Raw genomic sequence first — 21,242 nt, 5'->3', positions numbered from 1 at the left:
ATCTGTTATATTTTTTTATTCTTTAACTGATTTGCTCATTGAAAACGGCGTGTTTTCCGGCTTGTTGGCCCAGTCCTTATTTGGTGTACTATTCATATCAAATTCCAAATGACCGCCATTCTGAATATCTTCAAAATTGACAAAACTGTTGTTCCACGGTTTTCCGTTCAATAAAACACCTTCTATAAAAACACTGTCTTTTGAATTGTTAGGGGCTGAAATTTTAAAGGTATTTCCATTTTCCAATTGAAGGGTCGCTTTTTTGAACAACGGACTGCCTATAACATATTGATTGATTCCAGGCGTTACCGGATAAAAGCCTAAAGCGCCGTACACGTACCACGCCGATGTTTGCCCATTATCCTCATCACCACAATACCCATCGGGTGTAGCGCTGTATAATTTAGTTAACACATCCCGTACTTTTTCTTGTGCTTTATACGATGCATTGGCGTAATTGTACAGGTAAATCATGTGCTGAATGGGTTGATTACCGTGCGCATAATTGCCCATATTGGCTATTTGCATTTCGCGGATTTCGTGAATGGTGAATCCGTAATACGAGGCATCAAAATCTGGTGGCATATCGAAAACCTCATCTAATTTAGCTTCAAAATTTGCTTTGCCGCCCATTAAATCAATCAAGCCTTGGGTATCGTGAAAAACCGACCAAGTATAGTGCAAACTGTTTCCTTCGGTAAAGGCATCGCCCCATTTTAAAGGATTAAATGGTGTTTGAAATGTGCCATCTTCATTTTTGCCACGCATCAAGTTTGTTGACGGGTCGAACAAATTTTTATAGTTATTGGATTTGCTGTAAAAATCCTTAGCCAGATTTTGTTTCCCTAATTTTTCAGCCATTTTTGCAATGGTAAAATCGGCGAATGCATATTCCAATGTTCGTGCGGCATTTTCGTGAATACCCACATCGTAAGGCACATAACCCAACGTGTTGTAATAGCTTAAACCGGCACGACCAACAGAATTTTCCGGACGACCATCGCCCACATTTGCATTTTTTAAAACAGCTTCAAACAAGACTTCTACATCTTTTTTATTCATATTTCCTTTTAAAAAGGCATCGGCAACAATAGTGGCGGAATTTGAACCAATCATGCAATCGCGATGTCCGGGGCTTGCCCATTCTGGCAGCCAACCAGACTCTTTATAGGTGTTTGCCAAACCTTCCATAATTTGGGTGTTTAGCTCAGGATACATCATATTAAAGAATGGGAATACGGCTCTAAAAGTGTCCCAAAACCCGTTATCGGTAAACATGTAACCCGGTAAAACCTCGCCATTGTATGGGCTATAATGCATAATATTACCGTTGGCATCGTATTCGTAAAACTTCCGTGGAAATAACAAAACACGGTATAAACAGGAATAAAAAGTTCTGATATTATCGATATTATCGTCTTCAATAACGATTCTCTGCAACTCTTTTTCCCAAGCCGCTCTAGCTTTTTCCTTAGTGTTTTCGAAGGAATCGTTACCAATTTCGGTCTTTAAATTTAATGCCGCTTGCTCATGACTAATAAATGACGAGGCTACTTTTACATGAACCTGCTCGCCTTTTTTGGTTTTAAAACCTATAATGGCGCCCACATGTTCGCCTTCATTATTTATTGAGTTTTTAACGAGATTCCAATCGTCGCCCCAAGTGTGGTTTAGCTCAAAATCCTTATCAAATTCAGCTACAAAATAGTTGTGGAAATTATCTGGCACCCCGCCACTGTTGTTACGGCAATAACCAATTATTTTACGCTCCTCGGGGATAATCTTTACCATCGAGCCTTTAAAAAAAGCATCCAACAAAATAAAAGACGAATCAGATTCTGGGAATGTAAATCTGAAATGCGCCGCACGTTCGGTTGGCGAAACCTCGGCTGTTACATCATAATCTGCGAGATAGACGCTATAATAATTGGGCTTAACCACTTCTGCTTTATGCGAAAAATAAGAAATGCGCTCGTCTTCTTTATATTTTAAATCGCCCGTTACCGCCATTAACGAAAAAGCTGCGTAATCGTTAATCCAAGGACTTGGTTGGTGGGTTTGTTTGATGCCTCTAATGGTATAGTCGTCGTATTTGTAAGCCCATCCGTCGCCCATTTTGGCGGTTTGCGGCGTCCAAAAATTCATGCCCCACGGGGTTGCAATGGCTGGATAGGTGTTTCCGTTGGATAAGCTAAACTCTGAATCTGTACCCATAAGCGGATTTACATGGTCAATCAGATTTTCTGCTTGTTGGCTTTTAACTACAACAGTATTGGTTTTTTTATCGCATGCCATAAAAAAAAGCACACTTAAAATTAGTATAATTTTAGCGTTTAATCTTATCATTTTTAGTTCAATTATTAGTCCGTTTTCAATGTTACCAAATTATAACTTCATCAACAAATATCCAAGGTGGATTGCCAGAACCTTCATGCCATTTTGGTAATGTTTTAGGGTTTTTAGCAATCACTTTAAAGTATTGTGCCTCAGTAGGTTTTGGCATTTTTACCATAAACTGTTTTATTTTTGTCGAATCGTTTTTTTCATCTTCTTTAATCGACAAAGAGCCAACTAGTTTAAACCCAGAGGTTTTGTTTGAAGATGCAAAAACTTGAATGGTTTTTGGAAACATAATCCAATCTCTAGATCGTCCTAAACAATTAACCGAAATGGCGTTAACAGTTTTTTTATCGCCCAAATCTATGGTTGCGTTTAAGTCGTTACCAAGGTAACCATTCCATTTTTCATCTTTAAAGTTTTCAGACCCTAATTTAAAATCAAACAGCTTTTTTGGCCCGAAATATTGTTTTTCAGGATTGTGCAAAACGGCATAATCCACGACTTTATGGTTTACTTTTATAAAGTCTGTTTTTATTGTTTTACTGGGCAACCAACCATTTTTATAGGCTTTTATGGCGACACGTGTAGTGGTATCGATTAAAATTGGAGTTTTGTAAACCAAAGCCGTTGAATCTGGCTCGGTACCGTCTAGGGTATAGAAAATTTTTGTAGCTTTTAATTTTGAATCCAACCGAACGGAGATGGTATCGGTAAACAAGGTGTTTTTGGTTAGTAATTCTGGTGCTTTTAGATGCGTAATCTCTACAAAATCTTGAGCTATACCGTTATTTAAATTGACCTTGAATTTATCTTGAATTTGCCTTGCTTCGGTTTTGGTTACGCCTGTTTTCCATACAAAAATATTTTCCAAAGGATTGGATGAAAGTAGTTGATTCAAACCCTTTTCACTCACCGCTGTGTTAACTAAATTTAATGTTTTAAGCGCTTTTAAATCCTTTAAATACGATAAAGTTTTATCGGTAATTTGAGTGGTACTCGCATCGAGCTTTTCCAAATTATTAAATTTTGTAATTTCCGATGTCATGGCATCCGTTAACGCAGAGTTGCTCAAATCCAATTCTACAATTTGTTCTTTTAAATTTGCCAAGGTTTTAAACGCTTTTTTGGATATACTGTCTTTGTTGAATTTTACCCATAATTCCGGTTGATTGGGCACTAATTTCCGAACTAAAAACCCAGCGGTTTCAACCGTTTGAATATCACTCAATGTAGCCTCTTTAATTTTCTTTTTATTGAAAACCAAATAGTTGTTGAGCAGTATATTTAAAGTATCGTTTTTTGGCATAGCGACCACCTTAGTATTAAAGTTTTTGCTCTTATTTAACCAATATTCAATAAGCCAAATTTCGTCTTTAGTTAGTTGAGGCTTTCCTTCGGGCGGCATATGTTTTTCATCGGTAATTGGCAACAAAAGATGTTTATACAACATGCTTTCGCCTGCATTTCCTAGTGTGATAACATCGCCAGATTCACCACCTTTTAATATACTTTCTTTGGAATGCAATGCCAATTCGCCCTTTCTTTTTGAGGTATTATGGCATTGAATACATTTATCATCAAATATTTTTAAAACCACATCTTCATACATATTCAAACTATCAATATGTGTGATGGTTTTTGCTTTTGGCAAAGGTTTTATATGTTCTGTTATAAAATTATCGCCATGTGTTAAAACACTACCGTAATGCCCCGCGACACTTATTAAAACCAAAGTGACTACAAAAAAAGGAAAGAATAATTGCTTGATGAGTTTTCCTTTTTTGTCGGCCAAGAGAAATAACATGGTAATTAAAACAGCTGATGTTATTCCGGTCCAAAAATGAACATCCAATACATCTTCTGAATAACCACCTTCTAAAGATAAAAAGTAGCCTAAAATACAGGCTAAAATTGAAAAAAATGATGAAAACCCCAAAGCGTATTTTATGGTGGTTTTGGGATAGTTTTTTCGTAATCTTCCCATAACATCCAAGAAAAAAGTAAGCAATAATGCGCCAATTGGCAAGTGTAAAATTAATGGATGAAAGCGCCCTAATGCCAACACAAATCTTGGAACTTCTTCGGCATTATCGGCATAAGTCGCATTAAAAACAAATACGCATATAATAAAAATAATTTGTGTTTTAAAGTTTTTAATCATCCTCAAATTATAAGTATTAGTTAAAAATAAATTCGTCTATAAACAACCATGCTTTTTGTCCTTTTCCTTCGTGCCATTCTGGTATGGATTGCCGGTTATTCACTTGAATTTTTAATGATGAAACTTCAGCTTCAACAGGAATTATTACCGTTTCGTTTTTTCTGTCAACAAGTTGGTTTAACGGTTTTATAACGTATTCTTTTTTTAAATCGTTATTGATAAACAGTATAATTCGTTCTGGAGGAAATATCCATGATGCCGCATCGTTCAAATAACTTATTGTAACAGATTTTACATAGGTTTTTTTGTTGAATTTAACGGTCGAAATTGCGGTGGTGTCAAATCCAACCCATTCATTATCCGTAAAATTCAATGATGCTTTGGTTTGATTGATTAGTGTTTTTTCACCTTGTCCATTATACTTTTCCGAGGCTTTTGAGTGCCATAAAATACCATCGGCTGATAGGCATTTTTTAAAGAGTTCAACCTCGGTAACCTCGCTTGGTTTCCAATGGTTATGAAAGGCTTTAAATTTATAAACTCCAGGATTTACAGCTTGAATGGGCTGCGTGTATTTTTCCGAATTCAAACTGGGTTCCTCTCCATTTGAGGTGTAACGGATAACCACATCATCTACCTTTAACTGCGCTTGAATGGTAACAAAAGAATCAATAAACGTTTTGTTGGTTATAACGCGGGGTTGTGCTAAACTAATGGTGTTTTGCTGTAAAAACTTGGTTTCGGTTGGCTGTTTGCAACTAAGCATCACAAAAAACACAAAGCATAATTGTATTAACAATCTCATACACGCGTTAGTTTTATAGGATAGGTTTGACCCGAATTCCATTGTGCCACATAAATATTTTCGTCGTCATCAATACATACATCGTGCGGATGCTGGAACAATCTTACGGTTTGATATAACTCTTCTAAGGTATTGTTTTTGTATTCTGGCAAGGTTGCTCCGGGACACGAAACAACCTCGTTTTTTTCGTTCATAATCAATAAAAAACCAGAATCGCTATTAGGTGCGTTCTTAGATTTTAGCACCGCAAAATAAATATCGTTTTTATGAATTACCGGTCGGCAAATTAATGCACCCGGAACTGGAATGGATTCCAAATAGTTGCCCTTTAAATCGAATCGTTTTAACACATTCATTTCCCTGGCCGAAATTAAAAGTGATGGCTTGTTTTTATCCCTATTATCATAGCAAATTCCGTGGGCGTTTAAAAACTGACCGTTTTCTGTGCCGCGTCCGCCGAAAACATTGAGCAGTTCCCCTTTGTGATTATAATGCAATATGTACTGATTTCCGTACCCATCGGCCACATAAAAATCCCCGTTTTCCAAAACGGTTGTTTCGGTAGGTTTAAACTCCGCTTTGTCATTATATTTTCCTGTTTCCGCAGGATAATCAATTTCAAAAACCACTTTTCCGTCTATAGTTGTTTTTATCACTTGGTGCCTTTCGTAATCTGTAATCAGCAAAAAATCCTCGCCGTTTTCTTTCATTAAAGTCAACCCATGACCACCCGGATATTGTGTTCCCCAAGTTGAAACGAGTTTACCGGATTTATCGTAAATAATGATATTGTTTTTTGTGTGGTTGGTTAACAAAACGATGCGCCCTTTTGAATCTTGAACCATTTCGTGGCAATCTTTTACAGGTGTTTTTAGTGTATCGAGATTTCCCCAGTTCATATTGACTTTATAGCGGTGCGTATTGTGCCCAATAATCACATCGTTTTTAGAAAATTCCAATGCATTACCAGACATGGGATAAGTTAATATGCCCAATGAAAACAATGACGACTGCTTTAAAAATTGTCTGCGGCTCATAGTAAAATCTTAGGATAAAATATCGTGAACCACGTGCCCCGAAACATCGGTGAGCCTAAAGCGTCTGCCTTGGTGTTTGTACGTGAATTTGGTGTGGTCAACCCCCATTAAATGCATTATCGTGGCCTGCAAATCGTGTACATGCATAGGGTCTTTGGCAATGTTATAACCAAAATCATCGGTTTCTCCGTAAGTAAATCCGGGTTTTACACCGCCGCCGGCCATAAACATGGTAAAGCATTTTGGATGATGGTCCCTGCCGTAATTCATATCGGTTAAAGTCCCTTGGCTATAATTGGTTCGTCCAAACTCGCCACCCCAAACCACTAAAGTATCTTCAAGTAATCCGCGTTGTTTTAAATCCATAATGAGTGCCGCCGTAGCCTGATCAATATCTTTAGCCTGTTTTTCTATTTGTGAAGGTAAATCGAAATGCTGGTCCCAACCCATGTGATACAATTGTATAAACCGCACATCGCGTTCGGCCATGCGTCTGGCCAACAAACAGTTTGCTGCATAAGTACCGGGAACCATGGCATTTGCACCATACATTTGGATGATGTGCTCTGGTTCTTCTTCAATATTCATGGTTTCTGGAACCGAAGTTTGCATGCGATATGCCATTTCGTATTGCGCAATGCGACTATTGATTTCTGGGTCACCAAATTCGGCCTCTTGTTTTTGGTTTAATTCGCTAATATGGTCGAGCATGGCGCGCCGTTGGGCTCTCGACATGCCATCGGGGTCTTTTAAATAAAGTACCGGATCTTTACCCGACCTAAATTGAACCCCTTGATGTAAAGAGCTTAAAAACCCATTGCCCCAAAGTCGAGAATACAGCGGTTGAGAAAAAGGGCGACCGGTGCCTCTGGATAATAACACTGAAAATGTGGGCAAATTATCATTAAGGCTTCCCAATCCGTAACTCATCCACGACCCTAAACTTGGTCGACCGGGTTGTTGGGAACCTGTTTGAAAAAAAGTAATGGCCGGATCGTGATTTATAGCTTCGGTGTGCATTGATTTTATAAAACACAACTCATCTACAACCTTGGCCGTGTAAGGCATCAAACTACTTACCCACGCTCTAGATTCGCCATATTGATCGAATTTAAAGTTGCTGCCAACTAACGGGAAACTTTCTTGGCCCGAGGTCATTCCCGTTAAACGTTGCCCTTGTCTAACGGAATCCGGAAGGTCTTGTCCGCGCATTTTATTTAATAGTGGTTTGTAATCGAAAAGCTCTAATTGTGAAGGGCCACCACTTTGGAATAAGTAGATAACACGTTTTGCTTTTGGTGCAAAATGGGGTAAATTTAAACCCGTTGGATTTAGTTGACTATTATTTCCGAAGGAAGGAAAAGGGTCTAATAAAGATGCCGCCGCTAATCCGCCAATGCCCAAGCCCACTTTTTTTAGAAAATGCCTTCTATTATTATTTATAAAATGTTTTGATAGTTCTTCCATGATTTTATCCTTTAATAATGGCTTCGTCCAAGTTGAAAATCATACTCGAAAGCAAGGTATAAGCATATTCGGTTTTTGAGGTGTTTTCAGTTTTATTAATATCTGAATTATTTTCAAAATCAGTTTCAACGGTTTCAACATATTGAATGAGTTGATCTAATTCTACTTCCGTAGGGAAACGAGAGGTTATTTTTCTAAATATCAGTTTTACCCTTTCATCTTCCGACAATGTTTTGTCTTTTAATGTTTTTTTAGCCAAATGCGATGCAGCTTCTATGAGTTGTGGGTCGTTAAGCATTACCAAAGCCTGTAATGGCGTACTTGTTTTTTGACGTTTAACTTCGCAAAAATCCCGGGTTGGCGCATCAAACGTCATCATTGATGGTGGCGGAACGGTTCGTTTCCAAAAGGTGTACAAACTACGTCTGTATAGGTTTTCTCCAGTATCTGGAATGTATTTTGTAAGGCCTTGTCCTGATGTTGTTTCTGCCCAAAGTCCGGGTGGCTGGTAGGGTTTTACACTAGGCCCGCCAATTTTATCAACCAACAAACCGCTTACCGCCAAAGCATTATCACGTATCATTTCTGCGGTTAATTTGCTTCTTGAATATCTTGCCAATAACACATTACTTGGGTCTACCTCCAATAATTCGGGCGTTATTTTAGATGTTTGTTTATAGGTGTTTGACATGACCATACGCTTGTACATTTTTTTCATATCCCAGCCTTCTTCTCTAAAGGTTACGGCCAACCAATCCAATAATTCCGGGTGCGATGGTAAGGCTCCTTGATTTCCAAAATCGTCTGAAGTTGACACAATACCAACACCAAAAATGTGTTGCCACATACGGTTTACTGCAACTCTTGCTGTGAGCGCATTATCTTTATCAAACAACCAATGTGCTAACCCCAATCTGTTTTTTGGAAGCGAATCTGAATATTTTAAAATGAAATTTGGCGTGCCCAACTCAACTTCTTCGTCCGGTGCATCATACTGTCCGCGTTTTAAAATATAGGTTTTTCTATCGGGTGCATTATCTTTCATCACCATTAGCTTAATGGCTTTTATGGAGTCTGGCAAGTTTATAAATGCCAGGGTTTCATCGATTTCTTTTTGGGTGATTTCAATGTTGGGTTGAGGAATTTCGCCATAATCAATTTGTCCTTTTTCATCTACTTTATTGAAAAAACCATAAAACCCATAAAACTCTTTTTGCGAAATCGGGTCGTATTTATGGTCGTGGCATCTAGCACATTCCATGGTTAAACCCATGATGGCTTTTGATGTTGTATTGGCCCTATCCATAACATATTCCACACGATATTCTTCATCAATCACACCGCCTTCTTGCGTTATTTTATGATTTCTGTTGAACGCCGTAGCCACAATTTGCTCTGGTGTCGCATTGGGTATTAAGTCGCCTGCCAGCTGCCATTTAACAAACTCGTTATAAGGAATATTTCTGTTAAAAGCACTAATTACCCAATCGCGCCAAGGCCACATAACACGCTCTAAATCATCTTGATAACCGTGTGTGTCGGCATATCGGGAAATATCCAACCAAGTGGCTGCCATACGCTCGCCGTAGGCCTTTGATGCCAATAGTTTATCAACTACCTTTTCGTAAGCATTGGGTGTCTCGTCATTTAAAAACGCATCCATATCTTCTATAGATGGCGGTAGCCCTGTAAGATCAAAATAAACTCTTCTAATCAACTGCTCTTTTGAAGCCTCTTCAGATGGTTTCAAGCCCTCTTTTTCCAATCGTTTTGCGATAAAACGGTCAACGGCGTTACTTGCCCATTCTTCATTTGTTACTTTGGGAAGTTCTTTCTTTACGGTTGGTACAAAAGACCAATGTGATTTCCATTCTGCACCTTGCTCTATCCATTTAATTAAAACTTGCTTTTCGTATTCCGATAAGGTTAAATTAGAACTCGGTGGTGGCATGACTTGCTGTAAATCGGTATTGGTAATTTTATACACCAATTTACTGTTCTCGGGGTTCCCGGGCACGATAACGTGTTTATACAGATCATCTTTTTCAATGGCCTTAAAAGCACCAACTTGGGTGTCTAGCCTTAAACCTGCTTCGCGCGTACCTTCATCGGGTCCGTGGCACAAATAACAGCGATCTGATAAAATGGGCTTAACATCAAATATATAATCAATGGTATCCGGTAGATTATTTATTTTTTCGGTGGAATCTGAATTGGATTTCTCGGTAGAATTTGCTTCACCAATAGATTGGTACGAACTATCTGAAATAGATAAACCATACTTTATTAATAAAACAATGGCAAAAGGCACTAAAAAATAGAGCACTAAAACAAAACGATTATTTGAATATTTGCCTTTTGCCATTGTTGCCGATTTTTTTTAGTAAAACATTTATATTAAGTAGAATATAAAGTTAATCAAAAAAAATTCGACGAATAACACTATACCATAGCTTGATAGATGGTTTTAGCGCACAATGATTTCGTCAATAAAAATCCATACACCATCATCCCTATCGGTTCTGTTATATCTTTTAGCTTTTACTTTAACAAATCGCACTTTTTGCGTATCGAAATCAATGCTAAAATCTTTAAGTGTAATTCCTGGATTGTTTTTATAAGGTCGGTCTATTTTTCCAACTCTTGTAAATGTTTTTCCGTCGTTAGATACCAATACTTCAACCTGCGTTGGAAAATAAATACTTGGGCCTTGGCTTTCCATGGCACCAACAGAAACATTGGAAATTTCGGTTTCATCTTCTAAATCTATGGTCAATTCCATGTCTTTGGCTATCCACGCTTGCCATTGGCCATCGTGGAAGTTTTTAGTACCACGAACAATATTTACCATATTTGCAGCACCTTTTCCTTGGTAACTATCACTGTACATATTGTTATAAATTACTTTTTTACCAACCGCTTTATGGTAATTAAACGTTTTTTCGAATACTTTTCCAACGGGCTTATCATCTTCAAAAAGCGATGCTTTTATGGTTGTAGTCGAATTGATTTCAATGGGTTTCGTATAAGTTGTTGCGGTTTCATCTAGGGGTGAATCATTTAAGGCATATCGAATATCGGCCACGGGAAACTCATTTTTCAACGACACGGTAATCGTGTTTGTGGCTTCGTCAACTTGCGCATCCGAAGTTAGGGTGTACGCGCTTTTAGCGTAATTGATGCCTTGAAGCTCGTAACGCTCAAATAGGTGTTCCATACGAGATGAAAAATCATCCCAATCCCGACTGGCTTTCGGACTCCAAAGCGCTTCGGATAAGGCTGCCAATCTTGGAAAAATCATATATTCCGAATGGGACTCGGTCGTAATATGTTCTGCCCATAAATTGGCTTGACCGCCCAAAACATGTTTGGCTTGTTCTTCACTCATGGTGTCAACAATAGGATCAAATTGATACACTTTACTTACTGGCGTATTACCACCCCATGCTAAAGGCTCAGTATCCATTGGCCCTTGATAATGGTCGAAATAACAATGTGTTCCCGGGGTCATTACCACATCGTGACCTTGTTCCGAAGCTTCCAATCCTCCTTTAACACCACGCCAGCTCATCACTGCAGCTCCGGGTGCCAAACCGCCTTCTAAAATTTCATCCCAACCTATAAGCACACGTCCTTTTGAGCTAATAAAACGCTCCATGCGCTTGATGAAATAGCTCTGTAATTCTTCAACAGATTTAAGCTGTTCATCCCGCATGCGCTTTTTACAATGCGGACATTTTTCCCAATTGGTTTTTGTAGCCTCATCGCCACCAACATGAATATATTTTGAAGGGAATAATTCCATGACCTCAACCAAAACATCTTCTAAAAACTCGAAAGTAGAATCTTTACCTGCGCAATAAATATCGGTAATTGGCCATAAACCACCCGATGGTACAGGCACTGGTTTTTCCAAACACGACAGTTCCGGATACGAGGCAATGGCACTGGTAACGTGCGCTGGCATTTCTATTTCTGGCACAACGGTAACACCACGGGTTTCGGCGTAAGCCACAATTTCTTTAATATCTTCTTGGGTATAAAAACCGCCGTATGTTGCCTTTTCGTCTAATTCTGGCGTGTATCGACCATCCCATGGCTTATCTTCCTGATCGACTCTCCAAGCACCAACCTCGGTAAGTTTCGGGTATTTTTTAATTTCGATACGCCAACCTTGGTCGTCTATCAAATGAAAATGAAAGGTGTTCATTTTATGATACGCCAATCGGTCAATCGTTTTTTTAATATATTCCTTTTGAAAGAAATGACGCGACACGTCAAGCATCAACCCACGCCATTCAAAACGCGGTTTATCAGCTATTTCAACATTAGGAATTACCCAATGTGCATCGGCTGTTTTTGTTTCCGATTCAATTGCTGGTGGCAGCAATTGCCTTAAGGTTTGAATACCGTATAGAAATCCGTTAAAATCGTTGGATTCAATCGTTATCACATCATTTTCAACCATTAATTTATATCCTTCGTCTTCAATATCTTCGGAAGTTTTAAATTGAATGTAATTTGATTTTGGCTGAGTATCAACCGTTTTTAAATCCCATCCTTGGGCCACTTTAAATCTGTCGATTAAAATTTGTGCCGCAGCAGATTGTGCGTCGTCGGCAACATAAAATGTCGTGCTTTCGTTAAACTGAAAGTTCCCTTCATTTAATTTTAGGCTTTCAGGTTTTGGAATAACCTGAATATCACTTTCGGTAAACACCTTGGTTTCCTTGGTATTACAACCAAAAAAAATCAAACTTAATGCGCATACTAATACTACTTTTAATTTCATCAGTCTATTTATTTATTAATGCTTATTGGGCGTTTTGTTCATTTTAAAAACCAACGTTCCGCCGTTTATTATTTCTTTGTGGGTGATGTAATTTCTATTGATTTCCTTACCGTTTAATGTAATGGATTCTACGTATTTATTGGTTTCGGTATTGTTAATGGTTTCAATTTTAAATTGTTTTCCATTTTCCAGATTAATGGTGGCTTCTTCAAAAAGCGGTGAACCGAATTGATACAAACCTTCCGCCGGATTTACCGGATAAAAGCCCAAACTACTAAAAATATACCACGACGACATCTGTCCGCAATCCTCATTACCGCAATGGCCGTTCGGTTCATTTTTATATTGGGTCTCAAGGATTTCGCGTATCCTGCTTTGGGTTTTCCAAGGTTTATCAATGTAATTGTACAAATAGGCCACGTGGTGACTGGGTTCGTTGCCTTGTGCGTATTGCCCAATCATGCCTGTGCTGAAAATGGGCAATTTATCGGTTGGCAACGGATTTAACGTAAACATCGAATCCAGCTTTTGCTCAAATCGCTCGTTGCCACCAACGGTTTTAATGAGCCCGTTTACATCGTGTTGTACCGACCAAAAATATTGCCATGCGTTGCTTTCGCAGAAATAAGCCGAATAATCCTTGGGCACAAAATCTTTTATAAACGTACCATCTTCTACTTTCGGACGCATAAAAGTGCTCTTTGCATCGTACATGTTCTTCCAATTTTCTGAGCGTTTTAAAAAGTACTCGTAATCATCGGTTTTATTTAAAGCTTTTGCAAATTGCGCCACACACCAATCGCCATAAGCATATTCCAATGTTTTGGAAACCGACCAGTTTTCGTGCGCTTCATCAACAGGAATAAAGCCTAGTTTTTTATACACATCAATCTGCCTGCCATCATCCATCGCGCTTGCTTTACAAGCTTCGTATGCGCGTTCAGCATCAAAATCGATGCCTTTAAAATAGGCGTCAACAATTACCGGAATGGCATGATAGCCAATCATCATATTGGTTTCGTTACCCTGCATGGACCACACGGGCAACAACCCGGTTTCGTTGTAGTGCGCCAATAAAGATTCTATCATATCTACCACGCGTTCAGGATGCATAATGGTGTACAGCGGATGTGCCGCTCTGTACGTGTCCCACAACGAAAAGGTGTCGTATCGCTCGTAACCATCGGCATACATCATGGTATGGTTGGCACCTTTGTAATTCCCATGATGGTCGCTTAAAAGCGTGGGCGCCAACATGCTTTGGTAAAGCATGGTATAAAAAATATGTTTTTGGGTTTCGTTTGGGGTTTCAATCGTTATTTTTTGCAATTGATTTTCCCAAATACTATCGGCTTGTTTTCTGTAAGTTTCAAAATCAAAATGAGGGGCTTCGGTTTTTAATGATAGTTTTGCACCTTCAATATTCCCTGTTGAAAGTCCCGTTTTTAATACAATTACCTCGTCTTCATTTGTATTGAAATTTAAAATGATTTTGGTGTTTTTCGCTTTCGCGGAATTTTGAGTTAGCGTATCATTTTGATACAATTGATGGGATTTAAAAGGTTTTGAAAATTCCATTTGAAAATACACGCGCTGGTCTGTAGCCCAACCTGTGGATTTGCGATAGCCTTCAATTGTGGTATTGTTTACAACTTTAATATAGGTGTCGGTTGGCGCGTCCCAATTAAGTGCATATCCCAAATCGATATGGATTTGCGACAGGCTATCTTTCGGGAAGGTGTATTTATGGATGCCCGTGCGTTTGGTGGCGGTAACTTCGGCCTTAATGCCATAATCCAATAAATCGACGCTGTAATAACCGGGTGATGCCGCTTCTTTATCGTGCGAATAATTAGAAAAAGGCCTAAAACCATTGGCTTCGATACGCTTATTAAACTTGCTATTGGTAGGCATGACCAAAATATCGTATAAATCGCCTGCTCCGGTGCCCGTTAAATGCATGTGCGAAAAGCCAGAAATAATGGAATCCTGATAAAAATATCCCGCAATTCGGTCCCAACCAGGAATACCAATATCGGGACTTAGTTGCACCATGCCAAAGGGTACTGTTGCTCCGGGATAGGTGTTTCCGGGGCCATCGGTTCCTATAAACGGATTGACATAATGGGTTAATTTTTTAGCGGTAACGGATTCATCTTTATCCGATGCACAGCTAAAAAAGAACATGCAAACTATGATTAAAACGAAACTATTTTTAAACATGATTACTTGTTGATTAAGGCTTTGGTTTCTTTTATCGTATTTAAATAAGCATCGGTTAAGGTTGGGCCATCAAAAAACGTAACGCCTTTTGCACCGTTGTTTTTGGCATACATAATAGCCTGTTTCAACTCGTCAACCGATTTGAAATCTGGCATATAAATACCCGTATTTATCACGATACCTTCATTCCTTACATCGGTAACCCCTTGTTTTGTAGCGTAACCAATCCAATCGATTTCTTCGTTGTAAAACCCGTGGTAAATCATCGGATAAACCTCATCGATATCCCATTTATCCCAACGTTGGCGCACCATATGGTCTGCCATTTCCGGATACGGAAACACTGCCGCCGTTAACAGTTTATTATTGTCGTGTACAATTTTATAAGCATCGTTAACCAAGGTACGAATAGCGTTTAATCGGAAGTTTTTCCACTCCATATCAATAGCCGTGTTTTTACTTTCTCTTGGGTTTTTATGATGGATTTTTTCGAATTCGCTCACACAAACATCGCAATAGCAAAAATCGTATTCCGGTAGTTCTTCGTCTTGAACAAGGTTATATTTTGGCAGTAATCCGATGGGTAAAAAGATGTCCGGAAAACGAATGTAATCTAAATGCACACTTGCTATACCTTCAACTTTGGCCAATCCTTCAACCAAAGCTAATATGTGGTTTCGAGATGCCTCTCGTGTTGGACACAACCATTGGTAATAGCCCACATACGGACGCGTATCGAAGCACGATTTTCCATCGCGACTCACTTGGTACCATTCCGGATGCTTTAACGCTTCCTTATCTCCCGGCCTGTTTACGGCCATTATCCACGCGTGCACTTTTAAACCTTCGGCTTTTGCAATGGGCACCAAACGCTCTAATTCCTTGGGGTCTGTGCCTGTATTTATTAAAAGTTCATCAATACCACCAGCCTTGTAACGTTTAAATTCTTTGGCATAATCGACGTCGGATTTATTTTTGTTTGAAGTTATCCAAGTACCAAACTCAAACGAAGATTCGGTGACGCTTTTTGTAGCAAGTTCCGAATTGGCATCGGTTATTTCACTCTGCTTTTTTTCTGTTTGATTACAAGCCAATGTGTTACATAAAATTGCGAAAATTAAAAATAATTTTAGTGTTTTCATTTTGTTTCGTTTTAAATCTTGTTGAGCGACTACTTGATATTTTTATAAAGCGCATTGAGCAACTCTTGGTCTTTATCCAAGCTATATTCCCAAAACATGGCACCGCCCAAACCTTTTTCTTTTATGTATTCAGCCTTTATTTGTACATCTTTTGGCGTATCGTACGAAATAAAAATGCTGTCTGTGGCATTCCATAAATAAGACGCTTTTGCAGATTCATCATAGCCTTTTTTGTAGTTGCCAGATTTTATTTTTTCTACAATATCCCAATACGGAACAATCATTCCGCCTTCGTTAGCTGGCTCGTACAAACCATCTTTTGTAGAACTTACTTTGGCCCATTGGCGTCCGTAAAACGGAATGCCCATAACCAATTTGTCGGCAGGAACACCCGCTTTTATATGTCTTTCAACAGCTTGAACTCCACTGTTTACATCGTATTTATCTTTTTCCGATGGATGTAAATTAGCATGATGCCCCGTTTGATGCATCCAGCCATTAAAATAATCGTAACACATAATGTTGATAAAATCCAGATGTTTGTGGGCATTTTCCAAATCGGTATGGTTAATGTACGCTTGGTCTGCACCGGTGGCAATGGTTAACAAATAATGGGTGTTGTCATTCTTGCCTTGAGCATCCAAAGCTTTACGAATGTCGCCTAAAAGCAAGGTGAAATTATCTTTATCTGACGGACGAAAAATATTGTCTTCCGCACGCTGCCCCGGATATTCCCAATCTAAATCCACACCATCAAAACCGTGTTCTTTCAACAAAACCACACAGCTTTCGGCAAACTTTTTTCTTGATGATTCAAAAGCAGCCATGGTTGAAAATTGATCGGACCACACCCAGCCCCCAACAGAATACAATACTTTTAAGTCTGGATTTTGTTTTTTAAGACCGATTAAAGTGGCAATTTTTGCGGCATCGGTGTCCAATTCGAATGCTGCTTTACCTTCCACAATATTGGCAAAAGCAAAATTGATGTGTGTTAGTTTTGTAGCATCGATTTTTGAAAAATCATAATCTTCGTAACCAGCCGCGTAGCCAATTATTTTATAATTTTTATTTGATTTTTTTTCGGTTGATTCAACTTCTTTTGGAACTGATTTTTTTTCAGCGCCGTTTGAGCATGCCAAGAAAAGAGCTGCTAATACGATGTATGCTAACTGTTTCATTTATTTACTTATTAAAAAATAATCCGTCTTCTTTTATAACTAATAAGTTGTTTGAAAATGGACTTTTCACGGAAATCGTCCATCCAAAGCTGTGGTTTTCGATAGTTGGTTTTATTTCATGGCCATCAATACTAATTTTAGGCATTTTTAAGTCATTAACTGATGCTGCCGAAACTTTATTGGCTCTGTAATACGCCTTGTTAGCGCGAAAAAGCTCGTATAACTTCCATTTGATTTTTTCATCATTTGGCATTGTGAAGGTGGTTTTGCTACCAACTTCTTCCGAAGAAAAATACACATAACCCCAAGTTTCCGGTAGATGCATATTGATAACCCCCGTTGGTGACCACACCCAATTGTACTCGGGCAAAAATTTACCGTTTTCATCTTTTTTACGAGCATAATTGCCATTTGTAATGTCGTGGTCCCAATTCACTCTTGAAAAATTTACTCGATAAAACTGGTCTCTCGGTACATTATCTTGATGGTACGCAGTTCGTAAATCCTTAAACGGAATAGCGATTTCCATCGTCCAACTTTTATCGATATCATTTGGATTGTTTAGTGTGCCATCAACAGTTACAGCCGATTTTAAACCGGTATAATTCCAATCGTTTAAGGCTACATTATCAGCTTCGCGATAAGGCTTGTTAATAAACAAATCCCAAACCGTGTTGAGTGTATTTATTTCTAATTCGTAATAGTTATGTGTATCGCCGTTAGTGTCTATAAACACTTCAAAATCGTTGTTAAAAAAAACAATGGCATCACGTTCGGTAATATCGCCCCAAACGTGTGGTTCTTTCATTTCGACTAAAATGTAATAGTAGTTTTCATCCCAAAGCATTTTTACATTGGTTTGATATTTCGGGATTTTATCGCCTTCAATATCAATAAAATTTTCAGTCCATTCTGCTTTTTCCCAAACGGCTTCATCTCCTTTACCATCAATAGTTATAGGCTCCGAAATTTTATGCGCCACATAAGTTTGTGGGATAATTTCTTTTTTGGGTTGTGCATAACTCAACATGCTCCAACAACTAAAAATCACCGTTAAAAAGTTAAATTTCATATTCATTTTAAAAACTTTAGGCACTTTTAACTTTAAATACTACACGCACTTTTTTCTACAAACTATTGTCTTTTGTAAACTGAATCACTTCGCTTAATTTCCCGTAAGCCAATCCTACAACGGTATCGGCTGCTCCGTAATAAATAGCCAATTTATCTTCTTTCTCATCATGCAAAGCGGCGCACGGAAATACAACGTTTGGCACATCGCCCATCAATTCGTAAGGTGCTGCCGGCCCTAATAAATAGGGTTGTGTTCTGTATTTAACTTTATCGGGTTCGTTTTCATCCAACAGTGCCGCACCCATAGCATAGCGGAATCCGTTACAGGTTGTAATAACCCCGTGGTAAATCATTAACCAGCCTTCTTTGGTTAAAATAGGGATTGGGCCTGCGCCTATTTTGGTGCATTGCCACGCGCTATCTTCAAAAGCGGTTGCCTTCATCACGCAGCGGTGTTCGCCCCAATATTTCATGTCTGGGCTGTAACTAACATAAATATCGCCAAATGGTGTGTGCCCATTATCGCTTGGGCGACTTAACATGGCGTATTTTCCATTGATTTTCTGAGGAAAAAGAACCCCATTTCTGTTAAAAGGTAAAAAGGCATTTTCGCATTGAAAAAATTCCTTAAAATCGAAAGTATAACCAATGCCAATAGTTGGCCCGTGATAGCCGTTGCACCAGGTAATCCAATAACGGTCTTCAATGAATACCACCCGCGGATCGTACTTATAGTCCGATTCAATCATATCGGTATTTCCTGCTTGCATTTTAATGGGCTCGTGATTGATTTCCCAATCGATACCGTTTTTACTAAAGCCCGCAAAAATATTCATTTGTACCGCTTTATTATCACACCTAAAAACACCGGCATAACCATCTTCAAAAGGCACTACGGCACTATTGAATATACTGTTTGAGGTTGGAATACTATATCTGTCTATTATAGGGTTTTCGTTATGGCGCCATATAACATCTTGACAATTTTCGGGTTTATCCTGCCACGGAAAAGGTCTGTTTTGCATTTTTTAATTTTTTATATGAGAGAATTCTTTTTTATAATTTGTTTACCGTTCATTCGATTGCCTCGAATTAATATAACAAAAATACAACCCCTAAATTTAATTCTTATACTTTTTTACTTTATCTAACCAAGTGAATTTTAATATTATGGAGGTTATGGCAAAAACCAACAAAGCCCACAAAGTTTTTGGATAATCTCTTACTATAAAATAAATAGGCAGTAAAATCATGCTAGACTGCCAGACTACACCAACAATACAATTCATCATATCGCTTATAAAACCCTTGTTTTTTGTAAACGATTCGTCTTCTTTTTTAAGTGCTTTATATACGGGATTCCACCAACCCCATGGCCTTACATTGCTGTAAAAACTTTTTAAGATTTCCATATTGGTTGCTGGCGTAAGCCACGTGCCTAAAAACGACCCTAAAAGCGATACAAAAAATATAATAGGAAATATATAAATAGCTGGTATTTGTGCTAAATCGTGAAGCCAAGTACCAACTTCAAAATTAGCCTTGTTTTGATCTAATAAAAACTGAAGGGTTGCAATAATTAACCCCGCTAACATACCCCAAAAATAGCCCCATCCGTTAAAACGCCACCATATCCATTTTAAAAAATTTGCCGCTACATAACCGCCAAAAAGCGCACTGGTAATCCATAAGGTTAATGAATTTATGGAGTCTGCGAAGAACCCCATGATCACACCAACAATTACCAAAGCAAATGATGCCAAATGGCTTGCTTTTATATAATGTTTTGGCGAGGCTTCGGGTTTAAAGTATTTTTTATAAATATCGTTTACAATGTAGGCAGGACCAGAATTTACAAATGCTGAAAAGGTTGACATAAACGCCGCTAAAAGTCCGGCCAACAACAAGCCCTTTACGCCCACAGGCACATGAAAATTAATTACTTTTGGAAGAATAATTTCCAAATCGTTAGACCCTATACTTTCCAATGCACCCAATTCTGGGGTTAAAAAAACCAAAGCAATAACAACAATACCACCAATTAATAAGTAACGTGGAATAAAAAGCACTAAGTTGGTAAAACCACTCATGTAGGCCGCTTCTTTAACCGAGCGTGTCGATAAAATACGTTGCATATCGTAACTTGGTGTAGGGCCCGCAATACTTGCAAAAATGCCCTTAAATAAAGACATTCCAATAAATGCCCCAAACATTTTATAACCTTGGGAATCTATTAAATCGTTAAAAGCCTGTAGTTTCCCGTCCCAGAAACCTTCAAGTTCCATCCCAAATGCCAGTGAAGTCCATTCATCTGGAATAACCGCTGCAATTTGCGCATCAGAAATGGTTACAAAAGCGTAAACAGCTACCAAAATACCAGCCAAAACCATAATGCCGTATTGTAAAACCTCGGTGGCAACAACCGAAAACATACCACCTTTTATGGTGTAAATTGTGGTTAGGAAAATAATAATCAAGGCATAGCTTTGTTCGGACAGCAAGAGGGTGCTATTGCCCATGTTAAGCGTTAAATCCCAGGGTAAAATAATGGTCATAAATTTACCAACGCCCTCAAAGAAATACGCGATAAAACCAATCGATGCCACAATGGCAAAAATCGCGACTATTAGATGTGATGCTCTACCGGCTTTATCATCGCCAAAACGAGTTAAAATCCATTCGGAACCCGTCATAATATTCGAGCGGCGAATCCAAACGGCAAGAAAAATCATAATAAAGATTTGGTTCCAAATAGGCCAAATCCACATAAACATAAAGCTTTTGGCACCGTATAAAAACAGGATGCCCACCATCCACGCTGTTCCCGAAACATCGAACATTCCCGAGCCATTGCTCAATCCTAAATAATACCATTTGATACTATTTCCGCCTAAAAAATAAGAATCTAATCCTTTTGAGGCCTTTTTAGAAATCCAAATACCTACACCTAAAGTTAATACAATGTAGATTACAATTATTGATACATCAATGATATCCATTTGAGATTGGTTGTTAGTTGG

The 21,242-nt window shown here is 38.5% G+C and carries 13 protein-coding genes; all 13 read right to left on the bottom strand.

The window, feature by feature from the left end:
* Window positions 1–15 precede the first annotated feature (15 nt).
* Entirely contained in the window at window positions 16–2,346 is a 2,331-nt protein-coding gene (locus ACN5J7_RS05835; protein ID WP_418603170.1) for a GH92 family glycosyl hydrolase, read from the bottom strand.
* Between the two features lie 31 nt (window positions 2,347–2,377).
* On the bottom strand, window positions 2,378–4,501 hold the full coding sequence (locus ACN5J7_RS05830; protein ID WP_418603169.1) for an FN3 associated domain-containing protein: 2,124 nt from the start codon (window positions 4,499–4,501) through the stop codon (window positions 2,378–2,380).
* Window positions 4,502–4,517: 16 nt separating this feature from the next.
* Window positions 4,518–5,306, bottom strand: a complete 789-nt coding sequence (locus ACN5J7_RS05825) for a chitobiase/beta-hexosaminidase C-terminal domain-containing protein (protein WP_418603168.1) — start codon at window positions 5,304–5,306, stop codon at window positions 4,518–4,520.
* Window positions 5,303–6,343 carry a 6-bladed beta-propeller gene (locus ACN5J7_RS05820; protein WP_311942041.1) on the bottom strand — a complete coding sequence of 347 codons (1,041 nt, stop codon included), beginning with the start codon at window positions 6,341–6,343 and terminating at the stop codon, window positions 5,303–5,305. The genes ACN5J7_RS05825 and ACN5J7_RS05820 overlap by 4 nt, the downstream gene beginning before the upstream one ends.
* Window positions 6,344–6,352: 9 nt before the next feature.
* Window positions 6,353–7,810: a DUF1501 domain-containing protein gene (locus ACN5J7_RS05815; protein WP_311942039.1), complete on the bottom strand. Its 1,458-nt coding sequence runs from the start codon at window positions 7,808–7,810 to the stop codon at window positions 6,353–6,355.
* A 4-nt stretch (window positions 7,811–7,814) separates the two neighbouring features.
* Entirely contained in the window at window positions 7,815–10,175 is a 2,361-nt protein-coding gene (locus tag ACN5J7_RS05810) for a PSD1 and planctomycete cytochrome C domain-containing protein (protein ID WP_418603167.1), read from the bottom strand.
* 102 nt (window positions 10,176–10,277) lie between these two features.
* On the bottom strand, window positions 10,278–12,602 hold the full coding sequence (locus tag ACN5J7_RS05805) for a family 20 glycosylhydrolase (RefSeq protein ID WP_418603166.1): 2,325 nt from the start codon (window positions 12,600–12,602) through the stop codon (window positions 10,278–10,280).
* A 15-nt stretch (window positions 12,603–12,617) separates the two neighbouring features.
* Window positions 12,618–14,825 (bottom strand): GH92 family glycosyl hydrolase, encoded by a 2,208-nt coding sequence (locus ACN5J7_RS05800; RefSeq protein ID WP_418603165.1) that lies wholly within the window; start codon window positions 14,823–14,825, stop codon window positions 12,618–12,620.
* Between the two features lie 2 nt (window positions 14,826–14,827).
* A complete protein-coding gene (locus ACN5J7_RS05795) occupies window positions 14,828–15,967 on the bottom strand; it encodes a putative glycoside hydrolase (RefSeq protein ID WP_418603164.1) in 1,140 nt (379 codons plus the stop codon).
* A 29-nt stretch (window positions 15,968–15,996) separates the two neighbouring features.
* Window positions 15,997–17,148: a glycoside hydrolase family 18 protein gene (locus ACN5J7_RS05790; RefSeq protein ID WP_418603163.1), complete on the bottom strand. Its 1,152-nt coding sequence runs from the start codon at window positions 17,146–17,148 to the stop codon at window positions 15,997–15,999.
* 4 nt (window positions 17,149–17,152) lie between these two features.
* Window positions 17,153–18,226, bottom strand: coding sequence for a carbohydrate-binding family 9-like protein (locus ACN5J7_RS05785; RefSeq protein ID WP_418603162.1), 1,074 nt, complete (start codon window positions 18,224–18,226; stop codon window positions 17,153–17,155).
* A gap of 49 nt (window positions 18,227–18,275) precedes the next feature.
* On the bottom strand, window positions 18,276–19,247 hold the full coding sequence (locus ACN5J7_RS05780) for a glycoside hydrolase family 130 protein (RefSeq protein ID WP_311942020.1): 972 nt from the start codon (window positions 19,245–19,247) through the stop codon (window positions 18,276–18,278).
* Between the two features lie 96 nt (window positions 19,248–19,343).
* Window positions 19,344–21,221 carry a sodium:solute symporter family protein gene (locus ACN5J7_RS05775; RefSeq protein WP_418603161.1) on the bottom strand — a complete coding sequence of 626 codons (1,878 nt, stop codon included), beginning with the start codon at window positions 21,219–21,221 and terminating at the stop codon, window positions 19,344–19,346.
* Window positions 21,222–21,242: the final 21 nt, after the last annotated feature.

The organism is Hwangdonia sp. (genome assembly GCF_048381975.1).
Lineage (GTDB): Bacteria > Bacteroidota > Bacteroidia > Flavobacteriales > Flavobacteriaceae > Hwangdonia > Hwangdonia seohaensis.
Note: the sequence above shows the minus strand (reverse complement) of the source record. Positions and strands in the feature narration are given on the sequence as shown.